Origin of the sequence: Xanthomonas maliensis (genome assembly GCF_009192945.1) — a bacterium.
Classification (GTDB): Bacteria; Pseudomonadota; Gammaproteobacteria; order Xanthomonadales; family Xanthomonadaceae; genus Xanthomonas; species Xanthomonas maliensis.
Genome location: NZ_NSET01000006.1, coordinates 32,510 through 51,404, shown reverse-complemented (window position 1 = coordinate 51,404; position 18,895 = coordinate 32,510). Strand labels below are relative to the sequence as shown.

Sequence of the window (18,895 nt, the reverse complement as noted above, 5' to 3'; positions counted from 1 at the left end):
CGCACGGCGCATCGGCCGCCACGCGCCACGATTTGGCAGCCGACGAAGGCAAGGCAGCGATCGCCGGCATCCGCTGCCCGCGATCGTGCTATGGCCCATCTGTGCTGATGTCTTCCACGCCAGCAATTTGCGTGGCGGTGGGAAAGGCCTCTCGTAAGGCATCGACGCCGTGTTGGGGCTTCGCCAAGGGTGCGAGGTCCTGACGGCTGCTGCGCCGTTCGGCTGTGCTGACGGACATGGCCGCGTCCCGCCGCGTGATCAGCGGCTGCTGGATCTCGCCATCCCGGTTGAACGACCAGGCCAGCATCGGCATGCCCAGTGGCAGACGATCACCGGACGTGTTGCCGTGACGCGAGTGCCAGGTATGCCAGGTTTTGCCATAGCTGTTGAGTTTGCTGCGCATCAAGGCCGTTTCCGCGACCAGCGGAAGATTCGGTGCGGACAATTGGCCGGACAGGATCTCGCCATTGTGCGGATGCCAGTAGTCACGCTCCTCCATCGGCAGCTGAGCGAACACCCGCTCGGAAATGATGTACTCGATGCCGGTGAGATTGGCTCGGTCGGAGTTGCCGTCGTAGAGCACGCATTGTGCGAGATCTTCGTTGACTTGATGACAGTAATGATGCGCTTCCATCTGCATGTCCGGCTGCTCCTTCATCGGGTGGAAGCCCACCAGATAAATGTCGAGTTTGCCGACTGGCCCATTCGACTGCAGGACCTTGGCGCCAGTCTCCAGCATGACGGTGCTGGCGCGCTTCTCCGCGCCCGGTGGCGTGGTCGCAGGGGGCGTGCGCGTGCATGCCGTGCCAGACAGGACGATCGCCAGAACGGTACAGCGCATAGGGGCTCCGCCAGTGTTGGGTCTGTCCACCAGCGTGGTGGCTTGGCGGTCGGTGCTCGGTGAGCAACAGGTGCACAGCTGCGGCCTGTTTCACATGGGCGATGCAGCGTGCTGGTGTGCTCTGCAACGAGGGCAGCAGAGGGTCAAGAGCGCTACCGGCGCTGCGTTGCGATCAAGCCGATGCCTTGCGTGCGTGACGTCGCCTTGATTCAGGTGTCCGCATGCTACAGGTTCACTTCGGGCGGCAAACGATGGCAACGACCACGCGCACCATCGCGACGTTCAACGTCAACGGGATCGCCCGTCGCCTGCCGCATTTGCTGGAGTGGTTGCAGCATGCGCAGCCAGACATCGTTGGCTTGCAGGAGCTGAAGGCCACCCAAGAAGTGTTTCCAGCGCAGGCGATCCGGGACGCCGGCTACGGCGTGATCTGGCAGGGGCAACGCGCCTGGAATGGCGTTGCGTTGCTTGCACGCGATGCCGAGCCGGTGGAAATTCGGCGCGGCTTGCCCGGCGATCCGGACGACACACAAAGTCGCTACCTGGAGGCAGCCATCCATGGAATCGTGGTGGGCTGTCTATACCTGCCCAACGGCAATCCACAGCCAGGTCCCAAGTTCGATTACAAGCTGGCGTGGATGCGGCGGCTGCAGCAGCATGCACGCAGCCTGGTCGCGTTGCCGCATCCGGTGGCGTTGATTGGCGATTTCAACGTGGTGCCGACCGATGCGGATATCTACGATCCCAAGGGCTGGCGAAAGGACGCCCTGCTGCAGCCGGAAAGCCGCCAGGCGTTTGCCGAGTTGCTGGCGCAAGGGTGGACCGAGAGCCTGGGCAGCGTGCACGCCGAGGGGGCGCCGTACACCTACTGGGACTTCTTCCGCCAGCACTTCGCACGCGACCGTGGACTGCGCATCGATCATCTTCTGCTCAATCCTGCGCTGGCCGCGGGGTTGCATGATGCCGGCGTGGACCGCTGGGTGCGTGCACTTGAATCGCCCAGCGACCATGCGCCGACCTGGGCGCGGGTACGCGTGCCGGCCGCACGCAAACAGGTTGGCGCGAAGGCTGCAACCACGCGCCGCGGTCGGCCGCGCACGCAGCCCCCCGACCCAGAGCCAACGCGTGGGCGGGCGCGGACACGCCGTTCCGAGGCAGGCTGAGGCGAGGCCAACGCCGGCCGTCGCGCCTGGTGGTTGCGCGGTTTTGGCGAGCGAGCGCGGCGGTTTCAGGGGCATGCATCAAAGCCACTCGATGCTGCTGGAGAGCAACGCCTGCGGTAAGAACTTCAACCCAGCAACGAGTCGCCTGTGCATCGACGATGGCGGAGAGGCACTGGCGTCATCGCACTGTGCTGGACAAGCTGCACGCCATCCGACTCAGGACAGCGTCGTCGGCTGGGGATCGGCTTGCTGCAGGCGCCGGCATTTGATCCGATGCAGGACGTGGCCGGTGATGGCAGTCACCAGGATCAGCACGTTCGTGACGATGAAGACAGGATTGTCGACCAGCGCGCTGTACAGGATGAACAGCAGCGAGGCGGTGATCTGGCCGACGAACAGCCAGCGTGACACGCCCTGCGCTTGCTCGGCGCGCCATTGCTTGTAGATCTGCCGGATCAAGGTGGCGATAAGGACGGCACTGGCGAGCCAGCCAACGAGATCAACCAGGGACATAGGCGTAGACAGGGTGACGGGACAACTGCACGTTGCCGGGTTCGGCGTCGCCGGCATGTGCGAGCAGCGTCAAGCGCATGGACCGGGCGCGGCTGCCTGTACTAGGCCGACCATGCGCCGGTATCCTAGCCAAGTCATCTATCGCTCCCGGCGGTTCTCCTGCCCATGATCAGCTATGCCGAGGCACTGGCGTGCGTGCTGCAGCAAGTCCGCCCGTTGGCGAGCGAATGGGTGAGTAGCGCCGACGCCGAAGGTCGCGTAGTGGCCGTCGCGCTGTCCAGCGCGTCGGCATTGCCCGCCTTCGACAATAGCGCGATGGATGGGTTTGCACTCGCCACTGCAGGGCAGGGCGTGCTGAGCGGTAGCGAGCATGCGATCGGCGGGGTGCTCGCAGCTGGCCAGGATGTCATCACTGTCGGCTGCACCGCCTGGGAAATCATGACGGGCGCCGTGCTGCCGGCCGGCGCCGATACGGTGGTGGCGTTGGAGGACGTGGAACGGCTACCGCAGCAGGCCTCGGCGCTGCCGCGTATCCGCGTCCGCAGCGATGTGGCTGTCGGTCGGCATATCCGGCGCCGCGGCGAGGATGTTGCGGTGGGCGACACCGTCATCGCTGCCGGGACCGTGATCCGCAGCGCCCATCAACTCTTGCTGGCCAGCCTGGGGTGCGCGCAGGTGTGCGTCGTGCGGCGGCCGCGGGTCGCGGTGATCGCCACCGGCCGCGAGCTGGTCGACGATCCGACCCAAGCGTTGCAGCCCGGTCAGATTCACGATGGCACCAGCGCCTATCTGCGCAGCCAGCTGCGCCATGCCGGTGCCGAGCTGCTCTGGCACGCGCGGGTCGGCGATACCGATGCCGAGTTCGACACGGCGCTGGCGCAGGCGCGGCAACTCGGTGTCGATCTCGTGCTCAGTACCGGCGCGGTATCGCGCGGACGCTATGACTTCATTCCCGGGGCCTTGGCGCGCCACGGCGCACAGCTGTTGTTTCACAAGGTCGCTGTGCGTCCTGGCAAACCGGTGCTGCTGGCGCGGTTGCCCGATGGAACGCTGTACGCCGGCTTGCCAGGCAACCCGATGGCCAGCGCGGCCGGTTTGCGCTTCTTCGTCGAGCCGGCGCTGCGCGGCTGGCTGGGTCTGCCGCCCGAGCGTGGCGTGTCGGTGGCGCTGGACACGCCGCTGCAGGCACGGCCGCTGTGGCGGCAACATCTGCGCGCGCAGTTGCACTGCAGCGAGTCGGGCGTATTGGCAGCGACGATCCTGCCGCAACAGGAATCGTTCCGGCTGATGCCCTTGTTGCAGGCCAATGTATGGGCGGTAGTGTCACCGCAGGTGGCCGATGCACCGGCGCAGACGCGCGTGGAGGTGTATGGCCTGGGGCATCTGCAGCCGCCAACGCCGGAGTCTCCGCGGTGAGCGTGGTGGCGACAGCGATTCCGCTCAACGGCGGAGACGCCGAATGAGCGTCGCACCGGGCGTGCACGGCTGGACCGGACTGGTGCTGGCCGGCGGCCAGTCCTCGCGCATGGGGCGCGACAAGGCACTGCTGCCGTGGCATGGACAGCCCTTGCTTGCCCATATGCAGGCATTGCTGCGCACTGCCGGTGCGCACGAGGTCCTGGTCAGCGGCCGTTACCCGGACGCGGGCGGCATTGCCGATGCGCAGCCGGGCCTGGGGCCGCTGGGCGGGCTGGCCAGTGTGGTGAAAACGCTGGCCGATACGACCGTGCTGCTGGTGGTGCCGGTGGATATGCCGCTGTTGCCGGTGCCGTTGCTGGCGCGTTTGCTGGACGCACCCGTGGAGGCAGCGTGCGCGATCTTCGACGATCAACGGTTGCCGATGCGCCTGCGGGTCGATGCGCGCTTGCGCACCCGGCTGGCGGGCTTGCTGGAAGGCGAAGGCTCCGCACGCTCGCTGCATGCGTTGCAGGCCGGCTTGCACTGCCATCGCGTGGCTGTCACCCCGAACGAACGCGCCGCGTTCGTCAATTGCAATACGCCTGAGCAATGGAGCCGGCTGATCCATGAAAATCCAGATTGAAGGCCAGCACGTGCGGTTTCGCATCGATGAGGAGGAGCTGGCCAGCCTGCTGGCCGGCCACAGCGTCGACAACCTCAGTCGTTTGCCGAGCGGGCAGGGCGCACGGCTGGTCCGTCACAGCGTGAGCCTGACCGGTGGCCATGCGGCCTGCAACTGTGCGACCGATCATTGGCAGTTGGCGATCCCGCGCGATGCGCTGGAGGAGCACGCACGGCAGTTGCCGCGCCGCGACGGTCTTCAGTTCCGTTTCGATGCGGGCGCCGGGCATGCCGAGGCGATGGCCTTGCAGGTCACCTTCGACGTCGATGTGCGCGATAGCGCACGCAAACGCTTTCCGCGCGACTGAGTGCCTGGCAGATGGCAGTGCGTCGCTTGAGCAGGCTCGCGCGGACCTGGTTGCGCTAAGCTGTGGCCGAGCGGTCGAGCCCGCATTGCCGCGAGGACGCAACGCATGCACGACGTTCGGCACCAGCCGGCCTTTCCATCCGCCAGGCAGAGGCCGCGCATCGATGGTGCCGGCAGCGTCGTGCCGTGCCGCTGCGTCGGCTGTCGCCACGCGCGGGAAGGTGGTTGAGCATGCCGCACGCCCTGGGTTCGGCAACGCACAGGCGACCAGCCGCGGTCGGCGGCCAGGCCGATAAGGCGTCGGCCGATGGCCGCCGCATCGCCAATATCGTTCCCAACGCCGTGCGCTCGCTGCTCGGCCTGGTCGAAGATCGTGGGCACGCGCCGGAGCGCCTGTGCAAGGGGCTGGGATTCACGGATCGCGACCTGCACGACCGCGATCTGCTGCTGTCCTACCGGCAGGTGCGTGCGGTGATCCTTCGCGCCCGCCGTCTGTTGGACGAGCCGGCGATGGGCCTGGCGGCCGGCATGCGGCAACGGCCGGTGTCCTGGGGGCTGACCGGGCTGGCCATGCTCACCTGCGAAACCTTCGGCGAAGCGATCGGTTATGGGCTGAGCCATCAGCACGAAGCGGGGGCGATGATGCAGCATCTCTTCGCCCAACAGGGGCGCGAAGCGTCCATCGAACTGGTGCCGCATGTGTGCGATCTGGAGATCGAGCCCTATCTCATCGAGGAAGCCTTTGCCGGCGCACTCAACGTCAGTCGCTGCATGGTGGGGCCGGATATCCGGCCACGTGCGCTGGAACTGGCCTTCGCACCGTCGGCGCCGGCGGAGGCCTATACCCGTTTTTTCCGCTGCCCGGTGCGTTTTGCAGCTGGCCGGAACCGGATGACGCTCGATGCCAAGTGGTTGGCCGTGCGGCTGCCGGGCTACGACCGCACCACCTGCGTGCTGTTGCGGCAACAATTGGAAACCTTGATTCAGCGGCCGCCGTCGCGCAATGAGTTGGTCGAATCGATCGCACTGCGGTTGCACAGCGATGCCGAGCACGCGCCGCGGCAGACCGAGCTCGCTCGCCAGGCCAATTGCAGCGAGCGCACCCTGCGGCGTCGGCTCGGCGCGCAGCAGGTCGGCTACCGTGCGCTGCGCGATGCGGCTCGCTATGAGCGCGCACAGGATCTGCTGCGCAATTCGCAGATGACCGTCGCCGAGGTGGCACAAGCGGTGGGATACGCCGATGCACGGGCGTTTCGGCGTGCCTTCCAACGGTGGTCCGGCCGTTCGCCCGGACAGGCGCGCGGGCCGCGCTGAGCCGACCAACGGGGGCGAGCAGTCAGGACAGGCTATGTGCCGGCCCGCGCTGCGGGGGCATTGGCATCCGCCAGCAACACGGGATGGCCCAAGCCGCCATGGGCGTAGCGTTACTCAAGCGCGTCGCGCAGCCACCTGCACCGCAGTGGGTAGGTCTTGGTGCGGAGTGGGCGGCACCGGTTCCCAACCGTCCTGGCATCGGCGAATCAGGCCGCGTTGCTCCAGCGACGCAAGATAGGTGCGATGCCCGCGCTCGGCGCTGCGTGCGAACAGCGGCAGGGCGCGTGTCAGCAGGTTGGGCAGCAACATGGCCAGCCGCACCGTCCACGATTCACTGGGGCGCACGAAGCGCTCCAGGCACGGTGCGTCCAGGCACCGCAGTACCTGCAGTGCGACTTCGTCCGGTTGCTGTGGGGGATCCATGAATTGCAATTTGTTGCCGCCGTGGAGGGCCTCGCGCATCAGCATCGGGGTATCGGTGGCCGACGGATTGACGATGGAGACGCGGATGCCCAGGCGTGCACCGTCCAGTCCCAGGCAGAGCATGGCACCGCGCAGCCCGAACTTGCTGGCCGAGTAGACCGTCGACTCCGGCAACGGGAACATGCCGCCCAGCGAGACGATGTTCACCACGCGCCCGTCGCCACTGCGCTGCAGCATCGGCAGCAACTGGTGTGTCAGCAACAAGGGCGCCAGCAGGTTCAACTCCAGTTCGCCGCGAATCGACTCCGGTGTCCGCTGTTCGAACGGCGTGGTGCCGACGATGCCGGCATTGTTGACCAACAGCTGCAACTGCCCCCAGTCCGTGTCGAGCCGCTCGGCGAGCCGGTCGCGGGCGGTCGGGTCGGTCAGGTCGGCCACCTGCGCGCACGCCAATGGCCCGAGCGCCTGCACGGCGCGCGCCAGCGCATCCGCATCGATATCCACCAGCAGGCAACGCACGCCGCGCTGGATCAGACGCGCAGCGATCGCACGTCCCAGTCCGCCGGCACCGCCGGTGATCACCGCATTCCAGCCGCGCAGATCCTGCGGTTTAGCCATGGGCGACCTCGCTGTCGGCCAGCTGTGCGGTGGCGGCAGTGCCCATGCGCCGATCGCGACCGGTGTCGAGCTTGAGCCCGTCGTACATGTGTTCGTCCAGTGCGCCCCAGCCCATGCGCCGACGCAGCCGTTGCAGATAACGCTTGAATGCATGCGCCTCGATGTAGACCGCGTGGCGCTGCGACGCCACGAAGCGAATGCCGCCGGACAGGTCCGGCGTATCGTCTGCGATCAATCCATCGAACCGGCGTGCGCTGTCCGGATCGCGGCGTTGTGCGGTCAGGTAGGACGCGATCATATGGGCCTGGGTGTCGAACAGCTTGTACGCGCTGGAATTGGTTTCCAGATAGCCGATCCCGAACAGGTTGCGATGCGTGCGGTTGAACATCGACAGGTACATCTGCGGGCGCCCGCCATTCCAGACGAAATAGTCGCTGGCATACGGGCAGCTCCAGCGGTAACCGGTGGCGCAGAGCAGCAGGTCGACCTGCTCGCGGCTGCCGTCCTTGAAGACGACGTGGCTGCCGTCCAGTCGCTCGATGTCGGGCTTGACGGCGATGTTGCCGTGCTGGAGATGGTGCAACAGCTGGGCGTTGAGCAGCGGGTGACTCTCGAACAGGCGGTGGTCGGGCTTGGGCAACCCCAGCTTGGTCAGATCGCCGTTGACCAGGCGCAGCAACGCCGAGAAGATCGGGCGCGCCAGCCACAAGGGGAGGTGCGGGCCGGTTTCGGCGATCTGGTCGACCGGGATTCCCATCAGGTGCTTGGGGATGAAGTGATAGCCGCGGCGCACGCTGAGGAAGGCGCGCTGCGCGTGGCTGGCCGCCTCGCAGGCGATGTCCGCGCCGGAGTTGCCCGCACCCAGCACGAGCACACGCTTGCCGCGGAACTCGTCGCCGTGGCGGAAGCTGACCGAGTGGCGTATGTCGCCATCGAAGTGGCCTTGCAGTTGCGGCATGCTGGGATCCCAGTTGACGCCCGAGGCGCAGATCACCGCTGCATAGATGCGCTGCGAGCCGTCGGCCAACGCCACCTGCCAGCGCCCGTCCACCTGTTTGTCGATGCGCAGCACGGCGGTGTGGAACTGGATCTTCTCGCGCAGACCGAAGGTCTCGGCGAAGCTGCGCAGGTAGTCCAGGATCTGCCGATGCGACGGGTAGTCGGGATAGTGGCGCGGCATCGGATGGCCGATAAACGCCGACAGATCGCGCGACGAGATGAAATGGGTGGAGTCGTAGATTGGCGAGCCAGGATTGCTGACGTCCCATAGCCCACCCAGATCGCAGTGGCGTTCGAACTGGTCGTAGTCCAGTCCCTGGGCCTTGAGTGCACGTGCCGCGCTGAGCCCGCCCGGGCCGGCGCCGATGATGCAGACCGCATCGGAGCGATCCAGCGGAGACGCCTGGGACGGCGAGAGGGTATGCATGGGCGTGGCGATGTCCGATCCGAATGACGCGCTCGACTGTAGGCGGATCGGTTCGCTGTGTTGGGGACGTTTTCGGTCGGGCAGGGGGCGAAATCGGTCATGCGCGGATAGGCGCTGCATGGGCCACTGCATGCACGGAGGCAAGGCATGGCGCGCGCGCATCTGCGGCCGTCGGTCGCCATTGGCCGCTGCTGCGCAGTGCCGCAGTGCATCGAAGCCGTACGCAGAATCTCGCCACGATCGGCATGCCGGACACACGGCTGCCAGCCCGCCGAACGTGGAGCGAGCGGTGAGTCGCTACGCTGCCGCATCGCGCCGAGCGACGCGCCGAGCGATACCAGGACTTACTGCCGCGGCAATCCCGGAACGCGCACGGACACGACGCCCTGCGCGTGCAAGGCGGCTTCCAGCGTCGGCGGGATCGCATCGCCGCTGCCCAGTTGCAGGACCACCACATGCAGCCCGGCGCCGACCAGGTCCAACACCACGGTCTGCTGCTCGCGTTCTGTCTGCGGCCACGCTTGCCGATGGGCATCGCGGCGCGCCAGTTCCACGACCATCGCCGGCACGTCGGCGGCCAGCAGCAACACGTCGGCGAGGTTCAAGGCGCGCAGCGCATCGAGCGTGAGCAGGCCCGGATCGCCCGGCCCGGCACCCACCCATTGCACGCTACCGCGCGCAGGCACGTTGTCCACCGCGTCCAATGCGGCGGCGAAGGCGGCCTCGGCGGCGGCGGTGTCGCCGGCCTGCAGCAAGCGCGGCACCTGGCCGTCGATCACCTGATCGAACCAGCGCCGACGCCGGTTCATGTCCGGCAACTGCTCGCGAATCCGTTCGCGGTGCTGGGCGAACAGGGCCGCCAGCGCACCGACCGAGGCATGCAGCTCGCGCTCCAGCCGTTCGCGCAGCCGGCGCGCCAGCATCGGCGCCGCGCCGGCCGAGGAAATCGCGATCACCAGCGGATCGCGGTCGACGATGGCCGGCACCTGATAGGTGGACAGTTCGGCGTCATCGACCACATTGACCAGGCGCTGGCGTGCGCCGGCCGCGGCTGCAACCTCACGATTGAGCGCGCCGTCGTCGGTGGCGGCCACCACCAGCCACACGCCGTCGATCCAGGACGGATCGAACCGGCCGTCGAGCGTGGTCAACCGACCCTGCATGCGCAAACCCTCCAGCTCCGGCGCCAGCGCGTGCGCATGCACGCGCACCTGCGCGCCGGCCTTCAGCAAGGCGAGCACCTTGCGGGTGGCGACCTCGCCACCGCCGATCACCAGGACCGCGCGGTCCTGCAGGTTGGCGAACAGGGGGAACAGCGGCATCGATTCTCTCCAGGACGGCGACTCGCACCAGTGGCATGGTGCATGGCAACATCCGGTCACGTCCATGCCCGCTACCGCCATGCGTGTCCTGCTGGTCAACGATACCGAAAAGCCGATCGGCGAACTGCGCCAGGCGCTCGTGCAGGCGGGCTATACGGTGCTGGACGACGTTGCCTCGGTCGGGGCCTTGCTGCACGCAGTGCAGCAGCAACAGCCGGACGTGGTGGTGATCGATGTCGATTCGCCCTCGCGCGACACCCTGGAGCAGCTGTCGATGCTGCACACGCATGCGCCGCGGCCGGTGGTGATGTTCTCCGGCGATGGCGACGATGCGCTGATCCATGCAGCGGTCGGTGCCGGCGTCACCGCCTACGTGGTCGATGGGCTGGCGCCGGCGCGGCTGGCGCCGATCGTGCAGGTGGCGCTGGCGCGCTTTGCGCAGGAAAGCAGCATGCGCAAGCGCTTGGACGAGGTGCAGCAAGCCTTGCAGGACCGCAAGCAGATCGACCGCGCCAAGGGCGTGCTGATGGAAAAACGCAGCCTCAGCGAGGCCGATGCATACGCCGTACTGCGGCAGCAGGCGATGAAGCAGGGCGTCAAGCTGGCCGAAGTGGCGCGCCGCATCCTCGCCATGGCCGACCTGTTGGGATGAGCACATGAGTCCGACCGATCTTCCGTTGTTGCGCGTGGCCTACATGCCGCTGATCGATTGCGCGCCGTTGGTGGCCGCGCAGCGGCTGGGCCTGGACATGGTGCACGGGCTGCGGCTGCAACTGCATCGGCAGTCCGCCTGGGCCGGTGTGCGCGACCGCCTGCTGGCCGGTGAGGTCGATGCCGCGCATCTGCTCGCCAGCCTGGTCTATGCCATCGACCTGGGCATCGCCGGGCCGCAATGCTCGATGGCCTGGTTGATGACGCTCAACCACAATGGCCAGGCGATCACGCTCGCCCCCGGCCTGGCGCAGGCGCTGGACGCCGGCCAGTCGTTGCCGCAAGCGGTACAGGCGCTCGGCCGACGTGCCGCGGTCGCGCAGACCTTCCCGACCGGCACGCATGCGCTCTGGCTGTACTACTGGTTGGCGGCCAATGGCCTCGACCCGATGCGCGAGGTCGATGTACTGAGCATTCCGCCGCCGCAGATGCCCGACGCCCTGGCCAGCGGGCTGATCGACGGCTATTGCTCGGGCGAGCCCTGGGCCGCGGTGGCGCAGGCACGTGCAGTCGGTCGCCGTGTCATTCGCAGTGGCGAGCTATGGCCCGGCCATCCGGAAAAAGTGCTGGCCTGCCGTCGCGAGTTCGCCGCCTTGCAGCCGGAGCTGGCCGAGCGGCTGACCGCCTGCGTGCTGGCGGCCTGCCAGTGGCTGGATGCCGACGTTGCCCATCGCGTGCGATGCGCGCAGTGGCTGGCCGAGCCGCAGCACATCGGCGTGCCGGCGGAAGCATTGGTGCGTTGCCTGGATGCCACCGGCGCGGCATTGCCGGACGACGCCGCGGCGCTGGCCTTCCATCGTGATGGGGCGGTCAATCTGCCTTGGTTGTCGGATGGCGAATGGTTTCTCGGCCAGTTCCAACGTTGGGGCTGGTTGACGCAGCCGCCCGCCGCGGAGCGACTGATGCAGATCCATCAACTGGATGCCTATCGCCGCGCCGCTGCCCGCGCTGAGGTCGCTGCGCCGACCAGCGATCGACGCGCGGCGCCGGCACAGGCCTGAGTACGCCGAGCCAACGCACGGCTTTGGTGCGTCGCTGCACGAAAGCCGGGCATGCGACTGGGGTGTACGGCGGCGGGGCGCGCCGCCAATGCAGTCGCCACATCACGGGAAAGCGCTGATTTCCCGCCATTTTTCGTGCGTTCGCTTGGCGGGCCGAAAGTTGGCATGCCGATTGCTTAAGACTCCCGGTGGGTGCAACGGCGTGCCCACGCACCGCTAGACGATGCAGCGGCTCAATGGCGAGTCGTGCGCATCCAGGACAACGGCGTCCTTCCGGATTCTTCCGGAGGGGCGCCTTTTTTTTGGCCATCGCATTCGGAGAGGTACGCATGCAGCGTTCGTTCTGGCGATCCGGGCACACGCCCACCTTGTTCGCATCCTTCCTCTACTTCGACCTGAGTTTCATGGTCTGGTACCTGCTGGGTCCCTTGCAGGTGCCGATCGCCGAAGCGCTGCGGCTGGATACCCAGCAGCGGGCCTTGATGGTGGCGGTGCCGATCCTGTGCGGCGCGCTGCTGCGGCTGGTGCTGGGCATGCTGGCCGATCGCATCGGCGGCAAGCGAGCCGGTGTGCTGGCGCAATTGGCGGTGATCGCCTCCTTGTTCGGCGCCTGGCAATTGGGCGTGCACAGCTTCGGCCAGGTGCTGTTGCTGGGCATCTTGCTGGGCATTGCCGGCGCCTCGTTCGCGGTGGCGCTGCCCTTGGCCTCGCGCTGGTATCCGCCCGAGCATCAGGGCACGGCGATGGGCATCGCCGGCGCCGGCAACTCCGGGACGGTGCTGGCAGCGCTGTTCGCGCCGCTACTGGCAGCCGCGTTCGGCTATCGCAACGTGTTCGGCCTGGCCTGCGTCCCGCTGCTGCTGACGCTGCTGGTGTTCGTGCTGGCCGCGCGCGAGGCACCAGGCGTCGTCATGCGCAAACGCTGGAGCGACTACCTGCGCGTGCTGGTCGGCAACCGCGATGCCTGGCGCTTCATGTTCTTCTACGCGGTGACCTTCGGTGGCTTCTCCGGCTTTGCCAGCGCGCTGCCCGGCTATTTCCACGATCAGTTCGGTTTCGACGCGCGCACCGCCGGCTGGGCGACGGCGGCCTGCGTGCTGGCCGGTTCGGTGATGCGGCCCCTGGGCGGAGGCATCGCCGATCGCGTCGGTGGCACCCGTGCCTTGCTGACGGTCTATCTGCTGGTGGCCGGGCTGGTCGCCACCGCCGGCATCGGCGTGGGCGGTGCCGCGGTGACGCTCGCGCTGTTCGTGCTGACGCTGCTGTGCTTGGGCGCCGGTAACGGTGCGGTATTCCAGTTGGTGCCGCAACGCTTCGGTCAGGACATCGGCGTGATGACCGGCTTGATCGGCATGGCCGGCGGTATCGGCGGCTTTGCGCTGGCGGCGGGATTGGGCGTGCTCAAACAGCACACCGGCAGCTACGCGCTGGGCATGTGGCTGTTCGCCGGCTGCGCGCTGGGCGGCTGGGCCTTGCTGGCCGGCGTCAAAGCGCAATGGCGCAGCCAATGGACCACCGCCGGCGCGGCACGCCTTTGACCATGTCGACAGGACTCCAGGCAATGAAGCAACCCAGACTCGTCGTCATCGGCAATGGCATGGCCGGCATCCGCACGGTGGAAGAACTGCTCAAGCTGATGCCCGGCCTGTACCGCATCACCGTGTTCGGAGCCGAGCCGCATCCCAACTACAACCGCATCCTGCTGTCGCCGGTGTTGGCCGGCGAACAGGCCTTCGACGACATCGTGCTGAACCCGTTGCAGTGGTATCGCGACAACGGCATCGAGCTGCATCTGAACACGGAGGTCACGCGCATCGATCGCGTCCGCCGCCGGGTGATCGCCGCCGACGGCACCGAGGCCGAGTACGACCGGCTGTTGATCGCGACCGGTTCACTGCCGTTCGTGCTGCCGATCCCTGGCAACACGCTCACCGGCGTGATCGGCTATCGCGATATCCAGGACACCCGCACCATGATCGACACCGCGCGCAGCAAGCGGCATGCGGTGGTGATCGGTGGCGGTCTGCTGGGACTGGAAGCAGCCAACGGCCTGAAGCTGCGCGGGATGGAGGTGACGGTGGTGCACCTGGCCGGCTGGCTGCTGGAGCGCCAGCTCGATCCGGTGGCCGGCGGTCTGTTGCAACAGGCGCTACGCGCACGCGGGCTGGAGTTCCGCCTCAATACCAGTACCAGTGCGCTGCTGGGCAATGCGCAGGGCGAGGTGGTCGGGGTGCGCTTTGCCGATGGCAGCGAGATCCCGGCCGACCTGGTGGTGATGGCGGCCGGCATTCGTCCGAACACCCGGTTGGCCGAAGAGGCCGGCATCCATTGTTCGCGCGGCATCGTCGTCAACGACAGCCTGCAAAGTTTCGATCCGCGCGTCTATGCAGTGGGCGAGTGCGCCAACCACCGCGGTATCGCCTATGGACTGGTGGCACCGCTGTTCGAACAGGCCAAGGTCTGCGCGAATCATCTAGCGCAGTTCGGGATCGGCATCTATCGGGGTTCGGTGGCGTCGACCAAGCTCAAGGTCACCGGCATCGACCTGTTCTCGGCCGGCGAGTTCATGGGCGGCGATGGTTGCGAGGAAATCGTGTTGTCCGACCCGGCCGGCGGCATCTATAAAAAGTTGGTGATCCGCGACGACGTGCTGGTCGGGGCCTGCCTGTACGGCGACACCAGCGACGGCGGCTGGTACTTCAAGCTGCTCAAGGACGGCATGCCGATCCAGGACCAGCGCGACCAGCTGATCTTCGGCGAGAGCGCGCTTGGCGATGCCGGTACCGCCGGTCAGGATCGCGCCAGCGCGATGTCCGACAGCGACGAAGTGTGCGGCTGCAATGGTGTGTGCAAGGGCACGATCGTCAAGGCGATCAGCGAGCAAGGCCTGTTCACCGTCGACGAAGTGAAAAAGCAAACCAAGGCGGCCAGTTCCTGCGGTTCGTGCACCGGCTTGGTGGAGCAGATCCTGATGAACTGCCTGGGCTCCAACTTCCAGGAAACGCCCAAGACCAAGGCGGTATGCGGGTGCACCGACCTGAGCCATGGCGAAGTGCGCCGTGCGATCCGCGAGCACAAGCTGCTGAACCACGCGCAGGCCTATGCCTTCATGGAATGGCGTACGCCCAATGGCTGCGCCACCTGCCGGCCGGCGATCAATTACTACATGCTGTCGACCTGGCCGCACGAGGCCATCGACGACCCGCAATCGCGCTTCATCAACGAACGGGCGCACGCCAATATCCAGAAGGACGGCACCTTCTCGGTGATCCCGCAGATGAAGGGGGGCGTCACCAATGCCGGTGAGTTGCGCCGCATCGCCGATGTCGCCGACAAGTACGCTGTGCCGATGGTCAAGGTCACCGGTGGCCAGCGCATCGATCTGCTCGGGGTCAAGAAAGAGGATCTGGTCGACGTCTGGCGTGACCTGGGCATGCCGTCCGGGCACGCCTACGGCAAGTCGATCCGCACGGTGAAGACCTGCGTTGGCAGCGAGTTCTGTCGGTTCGGTACCCAGAACAGCACGCAGATGGGGATCGACCTGGAAACCATGCTGGCCAATATGTGGAGCCCGCACAAGGTCAAGCTGGCGGTGTCCGGCTGCCCGCGCAACTGCGCCGAGTCCGGCATCAAGGACGTGGGCATCATCGCGGTCGATTCCGGTTGGGAACTCCACATCGGCGGCAATGGCGGCATCAAGACCGAGGTCGCGCGCTTCCTGGTCAAGGTGGCGACCGCCGAGGAGGTGCGCGAGTACACCGGCGCCTTCCTGCAGCTCTACCGCGAACAGGCGTATTACCTGGATCGCACCGTGCATTACATCGCGCGGGTGGGCATGGACTACATCCGTGCGCAGGTGGTCGAGGATGGCGCCAATCGGCGCGCACTCTACGAGCGCCTGCTGTATGCGCTGGAGGGCTTGCAGGACCCGTGGGCAGCACGGATCGCCGGCGCGCGCCGGCAGGAGTATCAACCGCTGCGCATCGCCGAGCCGGCAGCGACGGTGGAGGACTGAGCATGGCCGATGTCCGCTGGACGCGCGTCTGCGCGTTGGATGAACTGCCTGTCCTGGGGGCGCGCGTGCTCGCCGTCGATGGACTGCCGCCGATCGCGCTGTTTCGTACCGCCGACGATGCCGTCTTCGCGCTGCGCGATCGTTGCCCGCACAAGGGGGGGCCGTTGTCGCAGGGCATTGTCGCTGGCGAAAGCGTGACCTGTCCGCTGCATGGCTGGGCGATCGCCTTGCACAGCGGCCAGGCCTGCGCGCCGGATGTGGGCTGTGCGCCGCGCTATCCGGTCAAGGTCGACGCCGGCGTGGTGTGGATCGTGCTGCAGCCAGTGCCGCAGGCCGATCCGATCGCCGAGCCGATGGCATGAGCGAGGGCCTGCAGCCAGCCGCAGTCGAGCACGCCGCCACCGCAGCGGCCATGCCGACGCAGCGCGTCACCCGCTCGACCTGCTGCTACTGCGGAGTCGGCTGCGGCGTGTTGATCCATAGCGAGCATGGCGACGACGGCAGCGCGCGCATCGTCGGGATCGATGGCGATCCGACCCATCCAGCCAATCTCGGGCGCCTGTGCAGCAAGGGCAGGGCGTTGCCGCAGACCGTTGCCAGCAGCACCGGCCGAGTGCTGGTGCCGGAGCTGCGGCGCACGCGTCAGGCGCCGCGGGCAGCGGTCGATTGGGAGCAGGCACTGGATCATGTCGCCACGCGCCTGGCCGCCATCGTCGACGCCCACGGTCCGGATGCGGTGGCGTTCTATCTGTCTGGACAGCTGCTGACCGAGGACTACTACGTCTTCAACAAATTGGCCAAGGGCTTGCTGGGCACCAACAACATCGACACCAATTCGCGCCTGTGCATGTCCAGCGCGGTCACCGCCTACAAGCTGGCGCTGGGGGCCGATGGCCCGCCGACCTGCTACGCCGACCTGGAGCTGGCGCGCACCGTACTGTTTGCCGGCAGCAACATGGCCTATGCGCACCCGGTGCTGTTCCGGCGGCTGGAGGACGCGCGTGCGCGCAATCCGGACATTCGCTGGATCGTGGTCGACCCCCGCCGCACCGATACCGCGGCGCTGGCCGACCTGCACCTGGCGATCGAACCCGGGACCGATGTCGCCTTGTTCAACGGCATGCTGCACCACCTGATCTGGGAGGGACTGCTGGATACGGCCTTCGTCGCCGCGCATACCGACGGCTTCGATGCGCTCAAGCGCTTGCTGCGCGACTACACCCCACGCATGAGTGCGGAGATCTGCGGCATCGCCTACGAGGATCTGGTGCAGGCGGCCGAGTGGTTTGGTCGCAGTCCGGCCGCGCTATCGCTGTATTGCATGGGCCTGAACCAGTCCGCCCATGGCACCGACAAGAACCTGGCGCTGATCAACCTGCATCTGGCGTGCGGGCAGATCGGCAAGCCTGGCGCCGGCCCGTTCTCGCTGACCGGTCAACCCAACGCGATGGGCGGACGCGAGGTCGGCGGCATGGCGAGCATGCTGGCGGCACATCGGGAGATCGGCAACGACGCCGATCGCGCCGAACTGGAACGGCTGTGGGGCCTGCCGGCAGGACGGCTGTCGGCCGACGCCGGTGCACCGGCAGTGCAGTTGTTCGAGCGCCTGCGTGCCGGATCGATCAAGGCGGTGTGGATCGCCTGCACCAATCCCGTGCACTCGATGCCGGAACTGGAGGGGATCCGCGCTGCGCTGGAACAGGCGGAATTGGTCATCGTGCAAGAGGCCTTTCATGGCACCGACACCGTGCCGTATGCCGACGTCCTGTTGCCGGCGGCCAGCTGGGGCGAGAAGGATGGCACGGTGACCAACTCCGAGCGCCGCATCACCCGCGTGCGCAAGGCTGTGGAGGCGCCTGGGCAGGCGCAGGCGGACTGGTGGATCGCACGCGAGGTCGCCCGCCGGCTGGAGGCGCGGCTGGCACCGGCGCAGGGTGCGCGACTGTTCGGCTTCGACACCACTGCACAGGTGTTTGCCGAACACTGCGCGCTGACCGTGGGCCGCGATCTGGACATGGCGGGGCTGGATCATGCACTGCTGGATGCACGTGGACCGCAGCAGTGGCCGTTTCCTGCCGGTGCCGCGGAAGGCAGTGCACGCCGTTACAGCGACGGTGTATTCGCCACCGCCGATGGACGCGCACGTTTCCATGCCACGCCCTACCGCAAGGTCGCCGAGCCGACCTCGGCACGTTTCCCGCTACGCCTGTTGAGCGGGCGCCTGCGCGACCAGTGGCATGGCATGTCGCGCAGCGGACGGGTGCCGGCCGCGTTCGCGCATAGCCCGGAGCCGTCCGTGCGCATGCATCCGGACGATGCCGCCCGACGTGGCCTGGTTGCCGGAGAACTGGTGCAGGTGGCCAGCAAGCGCGGCGCTCTGGTGCTGCCGCTGGAGCTGTCCGACGAGCTGCGTTCCGGCACCGTGTTTGCGGCCATGCACTGGAGCGGCCAGCATCTGGCCAGCGGCGGCATCAACGAGGTGAGCACGCCGGCGGTGGATGCGCGCTCGCAGCAACCCGAGCTCAAACACGCCGCGGTGCGGGTGGAGAAGACCGCGTTCGGCTGGCATCTGCTGGCGGCTCGCCGCGGCGATGCCTTGGCCTTGCAACAGGCGTTGCAACCGCTGCTGCGCGACTGCGCTTATGCCAGCTTGCGGCTGCAGGCCGAGCCGCCTGGCACGGGCGGCGGTGCTTGGGCGGTAGTGCACGCGGCTGCCGGCCAGGCGCCCGATGCGGAGTGGATGGCACGCCTGCTGGCCGCGCTGCGATTCCCCACCGGCAGCGACGTACTCGAGTACCGCGACCTGCGGCGCGGCCTGCTACGGCGCGTGGCCTGGCGCGGGGAGGGCGGTCACAGCTACATCGATGGCGTGGTGCTGGCGGCACCACAGCCCAGCGTGGCCAACCAGACGCTGTTGGCCACCGCGCTGACGGGCGCGCCCTGGCCCGGTCCGCGCTTGGCGGTGTTTGCGCCACTGCAGGCCGCGGCCAGGGATCCGATCGTTTGCAGCTGCATGCAGGTCTCCACGGCAGCGATCCAGCGTGCGCTCGCCGACGGTGCCGATCTGGATGCACTGAAACAGCGGCTGGGCTGCGGCAGCGTCTGCGGCTCCTGCATCCCGCAACTCACCCGGCTGTGCCGGCAAGCCCGCTCTGCCTGAGT

Annotated in this window: 15 protein-coding genes and 1 pseudogene; 11 read left to right on the top strand and 5 right to left on the bottom strand. The window is 67.4% G+C overall.

Features of this window, described 5'->3' with window-relative positions:
- Positions 1-88 precede the first annotated feature (88 nt).
- Positions 89-841 carry an OBAP family protein gene (locus tag CKY51_RS01995; RefSeq protein ID WP_152248834.1) on the bottom strand — a complete coding sequence of 251 codons (753 nt, stop codon included), beginning with the start codon at positions 839-841 and terminating at the stop codon, positions 89-91.
- Positions 842-1,092: 251 nt separating this feature from the next.
- Here CKY51_RS01995 and xth point away from each other — a divergent pair.
- A pseudogene (gene xth, locus CKY51_RS01990) lies at positions 1,093-1,888 on the top strand (exodeoxyribonuclease III); the annotation flags it as partial.
- Positions 1,889-2,220: 332 nt separating this feature from the next.
- On the opposite strand, the gene CKY51_RS01985 reads toward xth, so the two are convergent.
- Positions 2,221-2,517 carry a PQ-loop domain-containing transporter gene (locus tag CKY51_RS01985; RefSeq protein ID WP_022973068.1) on the bottom strand — a complete coding sequence of 99 codons (297 nt, stop codon included), beginning with the start codon at positions 2,515-2,517 and terminating at the stop codon, positions 2,221-2,223.
- A 165-nt stretch (positions 2,518-2,682) separates the two neighbouring features.
- On the opposite strand from CKY51_RS01985, the gene CKY51_RS01980 reads away from it, so the two are divergent.
- From CKY51_RS01980 to CKY51_RS01965, 4 genes are all read left to right on the top strand, one after another.
- Positions 2,683-3,933 (top strand): molybdopterin molybdotransferase MoeA, encoded by a 1,251-nt coding sequence (locus tag CKY51_RS01980; RefSeq protein ID WP_022973067.1) that lies wholly within the window; start codon positions 2,683-2,685, stop codon positions 3,931-3,933.
- Positions 3,934-3,976: 43 nt separating this feature from the next.
- Positions 3,977-4,558 carry a molybdenum cofactor guanylyltransferase gene (locus CKY51_RS01975; RefSeq protein ID WP_022973066.1) on the top strand — a complete coding sequence of 194 codons (582 nt, stop codon included), beginning with the start codon at positions 3,977-3,979 and terminating at the stop codon, positions 4,556-4,558.
- Entirely contained in the window at positions 4,542-4,904 is a 363-nt protein-coding gene (locus CKY51_RS01970) for a hypothetical protein (protein ID WP_022973065.1), read from the top strand. The genes CKY51_RS01975 and CKY51_RS01970 overlap by 17 nt, the downstream gene beginning before the upstream one ends.
- Before the next feature lie 230 nt (positions 4,905-5,134).
- Entirely contained in the window at positions 5,135-6,217 is a 1,083-nt protein-coding gene (locus CKY51_RS01965; protein WP_022973064.1) for an AraC family transcriptional regulator, read from the top strand.
- Between the two features lie 114 nt (positions 6,218-6,331).
- On the opposite strand, the gene CKY51_RS01960 is transcribed toward CKY51_RS01965, so the two are convergent.
- From CKY51_RS01960 to CKY51_RS01950, 3 genes are all read right to left on the bottom strand, one after another.
- Positions 6,332-7,258, bottom strand: coding sequence for an SDR family NAD(P)-dependent oxidoreductase (locus CKY51_RS01960; RefSeq protein ID WP_022973063.1), 927 nt, complete (start codon positions 7,256-7,258; stop codon positions 6,332-6,334).
- The gene (locus CKY51_RS01955) at positions 7,251-8,684 is read right to left on the bottom strand and encodes a flavin-containing monooxygenase (protein WP_022973062.1); all 1,434 of its coding nucleotides are present in this window, start codon (positions 8,682-8,684) and stop codon (positions 7,251-7,253) included. The genes CKY51_RS01960 and CKY51_RS01955 overlap by 8 nt, the downstream gene beginning before the upstream one ends.
- Before the next feature lie 344 nt (positions 8,685-9,028).
- Positions 9,029-10,006 (bottom strand): NAD(P)-dependent oxidoreductase, encoded by a 978-nt coding sequence (locus CKY51_RS01950; protein WP_022973061.1) that lies wholly within the window; start codon positions 10,004-10,006, stop codon positions 9,029-9,031.
- Positions 10,007-10,085: 79 nt separating this feature from the next.
- Here CKY51_RS01950 and CKY51_RS01945 point away from each other — a divergent pair, with 79 nt between their 5' ends.
- From CKY51_RS01945 to CKY51_RS01920, 6 genes are all read left to right on the top strand, one after another.
- Positions 10,086-10,658, top strand: coding sequence for an ANTAR domain-containing response regulator (locus tag CKY51_RS01945; RefSeq protein ID WP_022973060.1), 573 nt, complete (start codon positions 10,086-10,088; stop codon positions 10,656-10,658).
- A 4-nt stretch (positions 10,659-10,662) separates the two neighbouring features.
- The gene (locus CKY51_RS01940) at positions 10,663-11,718 is read left to right on the top strand and encodes a CmpA/NrtA family ABC transporter substrate-binding protein (protein WP_022973059.1); all 1,056 of its coding nucleotides are present in this window, start codon (positions 10,663-10,665) and stop codon (positions 11,716-11,718) included.
- Between the two features lie 368 nt (positions 11,719-12,086).
- A complete protein-coding gene (locus CKY51_RS01935; RefSeq protein ID WP_031340146.1) occupies positions 12,087-13,256 on the top strand; it encodes an MFS transporter in 1,170 nt (389 codons plus the stop codon).
- Positions 13,257-13,279: 23 nt separating this feature from the next.
- Complete coding sequence (gene nirB / locus CKY51_RS01930; RefSeq protein ID WP_152248798.1) at positions 13,280-15,733, top strand: nitrite reductase large subunit NirB; 2,454 nt, start codon at positions 13,280-13,282, stop codon at positions 15,731-15,733.
- Positions 15,730-16,095, top strand: a complete 366-nt coding sequence (gene nirD / locus CKY51_RS01925) for a nitrite reductase small subunit NirD (RefSeq protein ID WP_031340140.1) — start codon at positions 15,730-15,732, stop codon at positions 16,093-16,095. The genes nirB and nirD overlap by 4 nt, the downstream gene beginning before the upstream one ends.
- Entirely contained in the window at positions 16,092-18,893 is a 2,802-nt protein-coding gene (locus CKY51_RS01920; RefSeq protein ID WP_022973055.1) for a nitrate reductase, read from the top strand. The genes nirD and CKY51_RS01920 overlap by 4 nt, the downstream gene beginning before the upstream one ends.
- Positions 18,894-18,895 lie beyond the last annotated feature (2 nt).

Excerpts from the sequence above, each read along its gene's own strand:
- CKY51_RS01995 (WP_152248834.1), bottom strand. The coding sequence starts at position 841 with ATGCGCTGTACCGTTCTGGCGATCGTCCTGTCTGGCACGGCATGCACG.
- CKY51_RS01985 (WP_022973068.1), bottom strand. The coding sequence starts at position 2,517 with ATGTCCCTGGTTGATCTCGTTGGCTGGCTCGCCAGTGCCGTCCTTATC.
- CKY51_RS01980 (WP_022973067.1), top strand. The coding sequence starts at position 2,683 with ATGATCAGCTATGCCGAGGCACTGGCGTGCGTGCTGCAGCAAGTCCGC.
- CKY51_RS01975 (WP_022973066.1), top strand. The coding sequence starts at position 3,977 with ATGAGCGTCGCACCGGGCGTGCACGGCTGGACCGGACTGGTGCTGGCC.
- CKY51_RS01970 (WP_022973065.1), top strand. The coding sequence starts at position 4,542 with ATGAAAATCCAGATTGAAGGCCAGCACGTGCGGTTTCGCATCGATGAG.
- CKY51_RS01965 (WP_022973064.1), top strand. The coding sequence starts at position 5,135 with ATGCCGCACGCCCTGGGTTCGGCAACGCACAGGCGACCAGCCGCGGTC.
- CKY51_RS01960 (WP_022973063.1), bottom strand. The coding sequence starts at position 7,258 with ATGGCTAAACCGCAGGATCTGCGCGGCTGGAATGCGGTGATCACCGGC.
- CKY51_RS01955 (WP_022973062.1), bottom strand. The coding sequence starts at position 8,684 with ATGCATACCCTCTCGCCGTCCCAGGCGTCTCCGCTGGATCGCTCCGAT.
- CKY51_RS01950 (WP_022973061.1), bottom strand. The coding sequence starts at position 10,006 with ATGCCGCTGTTCCCCCTGTTCGCCAACCTGCAGGACCGCGCGGTCCTG.
- CKY51_RS01945 (WP_022973060.1), top strand. The coding sequence starts at position 10,086 with ATGCGTGTCCTGCTGGTCAACGATACCGAAAAGCCGATCGGCGAACTG.
- CKY51_RS01940 (WP_022973059.1), top strand. The coding sequence starts at position 10,663 with ATGAGTCCGACCGATCTTCCGTTGTTGCGCGTGGCCTACATGCCGCTG.
- nirB (WP_152248798.1), top strand. The coding sequence starts at position 13,280 with ATGAAGCAACCCAGACTCGTCGTCATCGGCAATGGCATGGCCGGCATC.
- CKY51_RS01920 (WP_022973055.1), top strand. The coding sequence starts at position 16,092 with ATGAGCGAGGGCCTGCAGCCAGCCGCAGTCGAGCACGCCGCCACCGCA.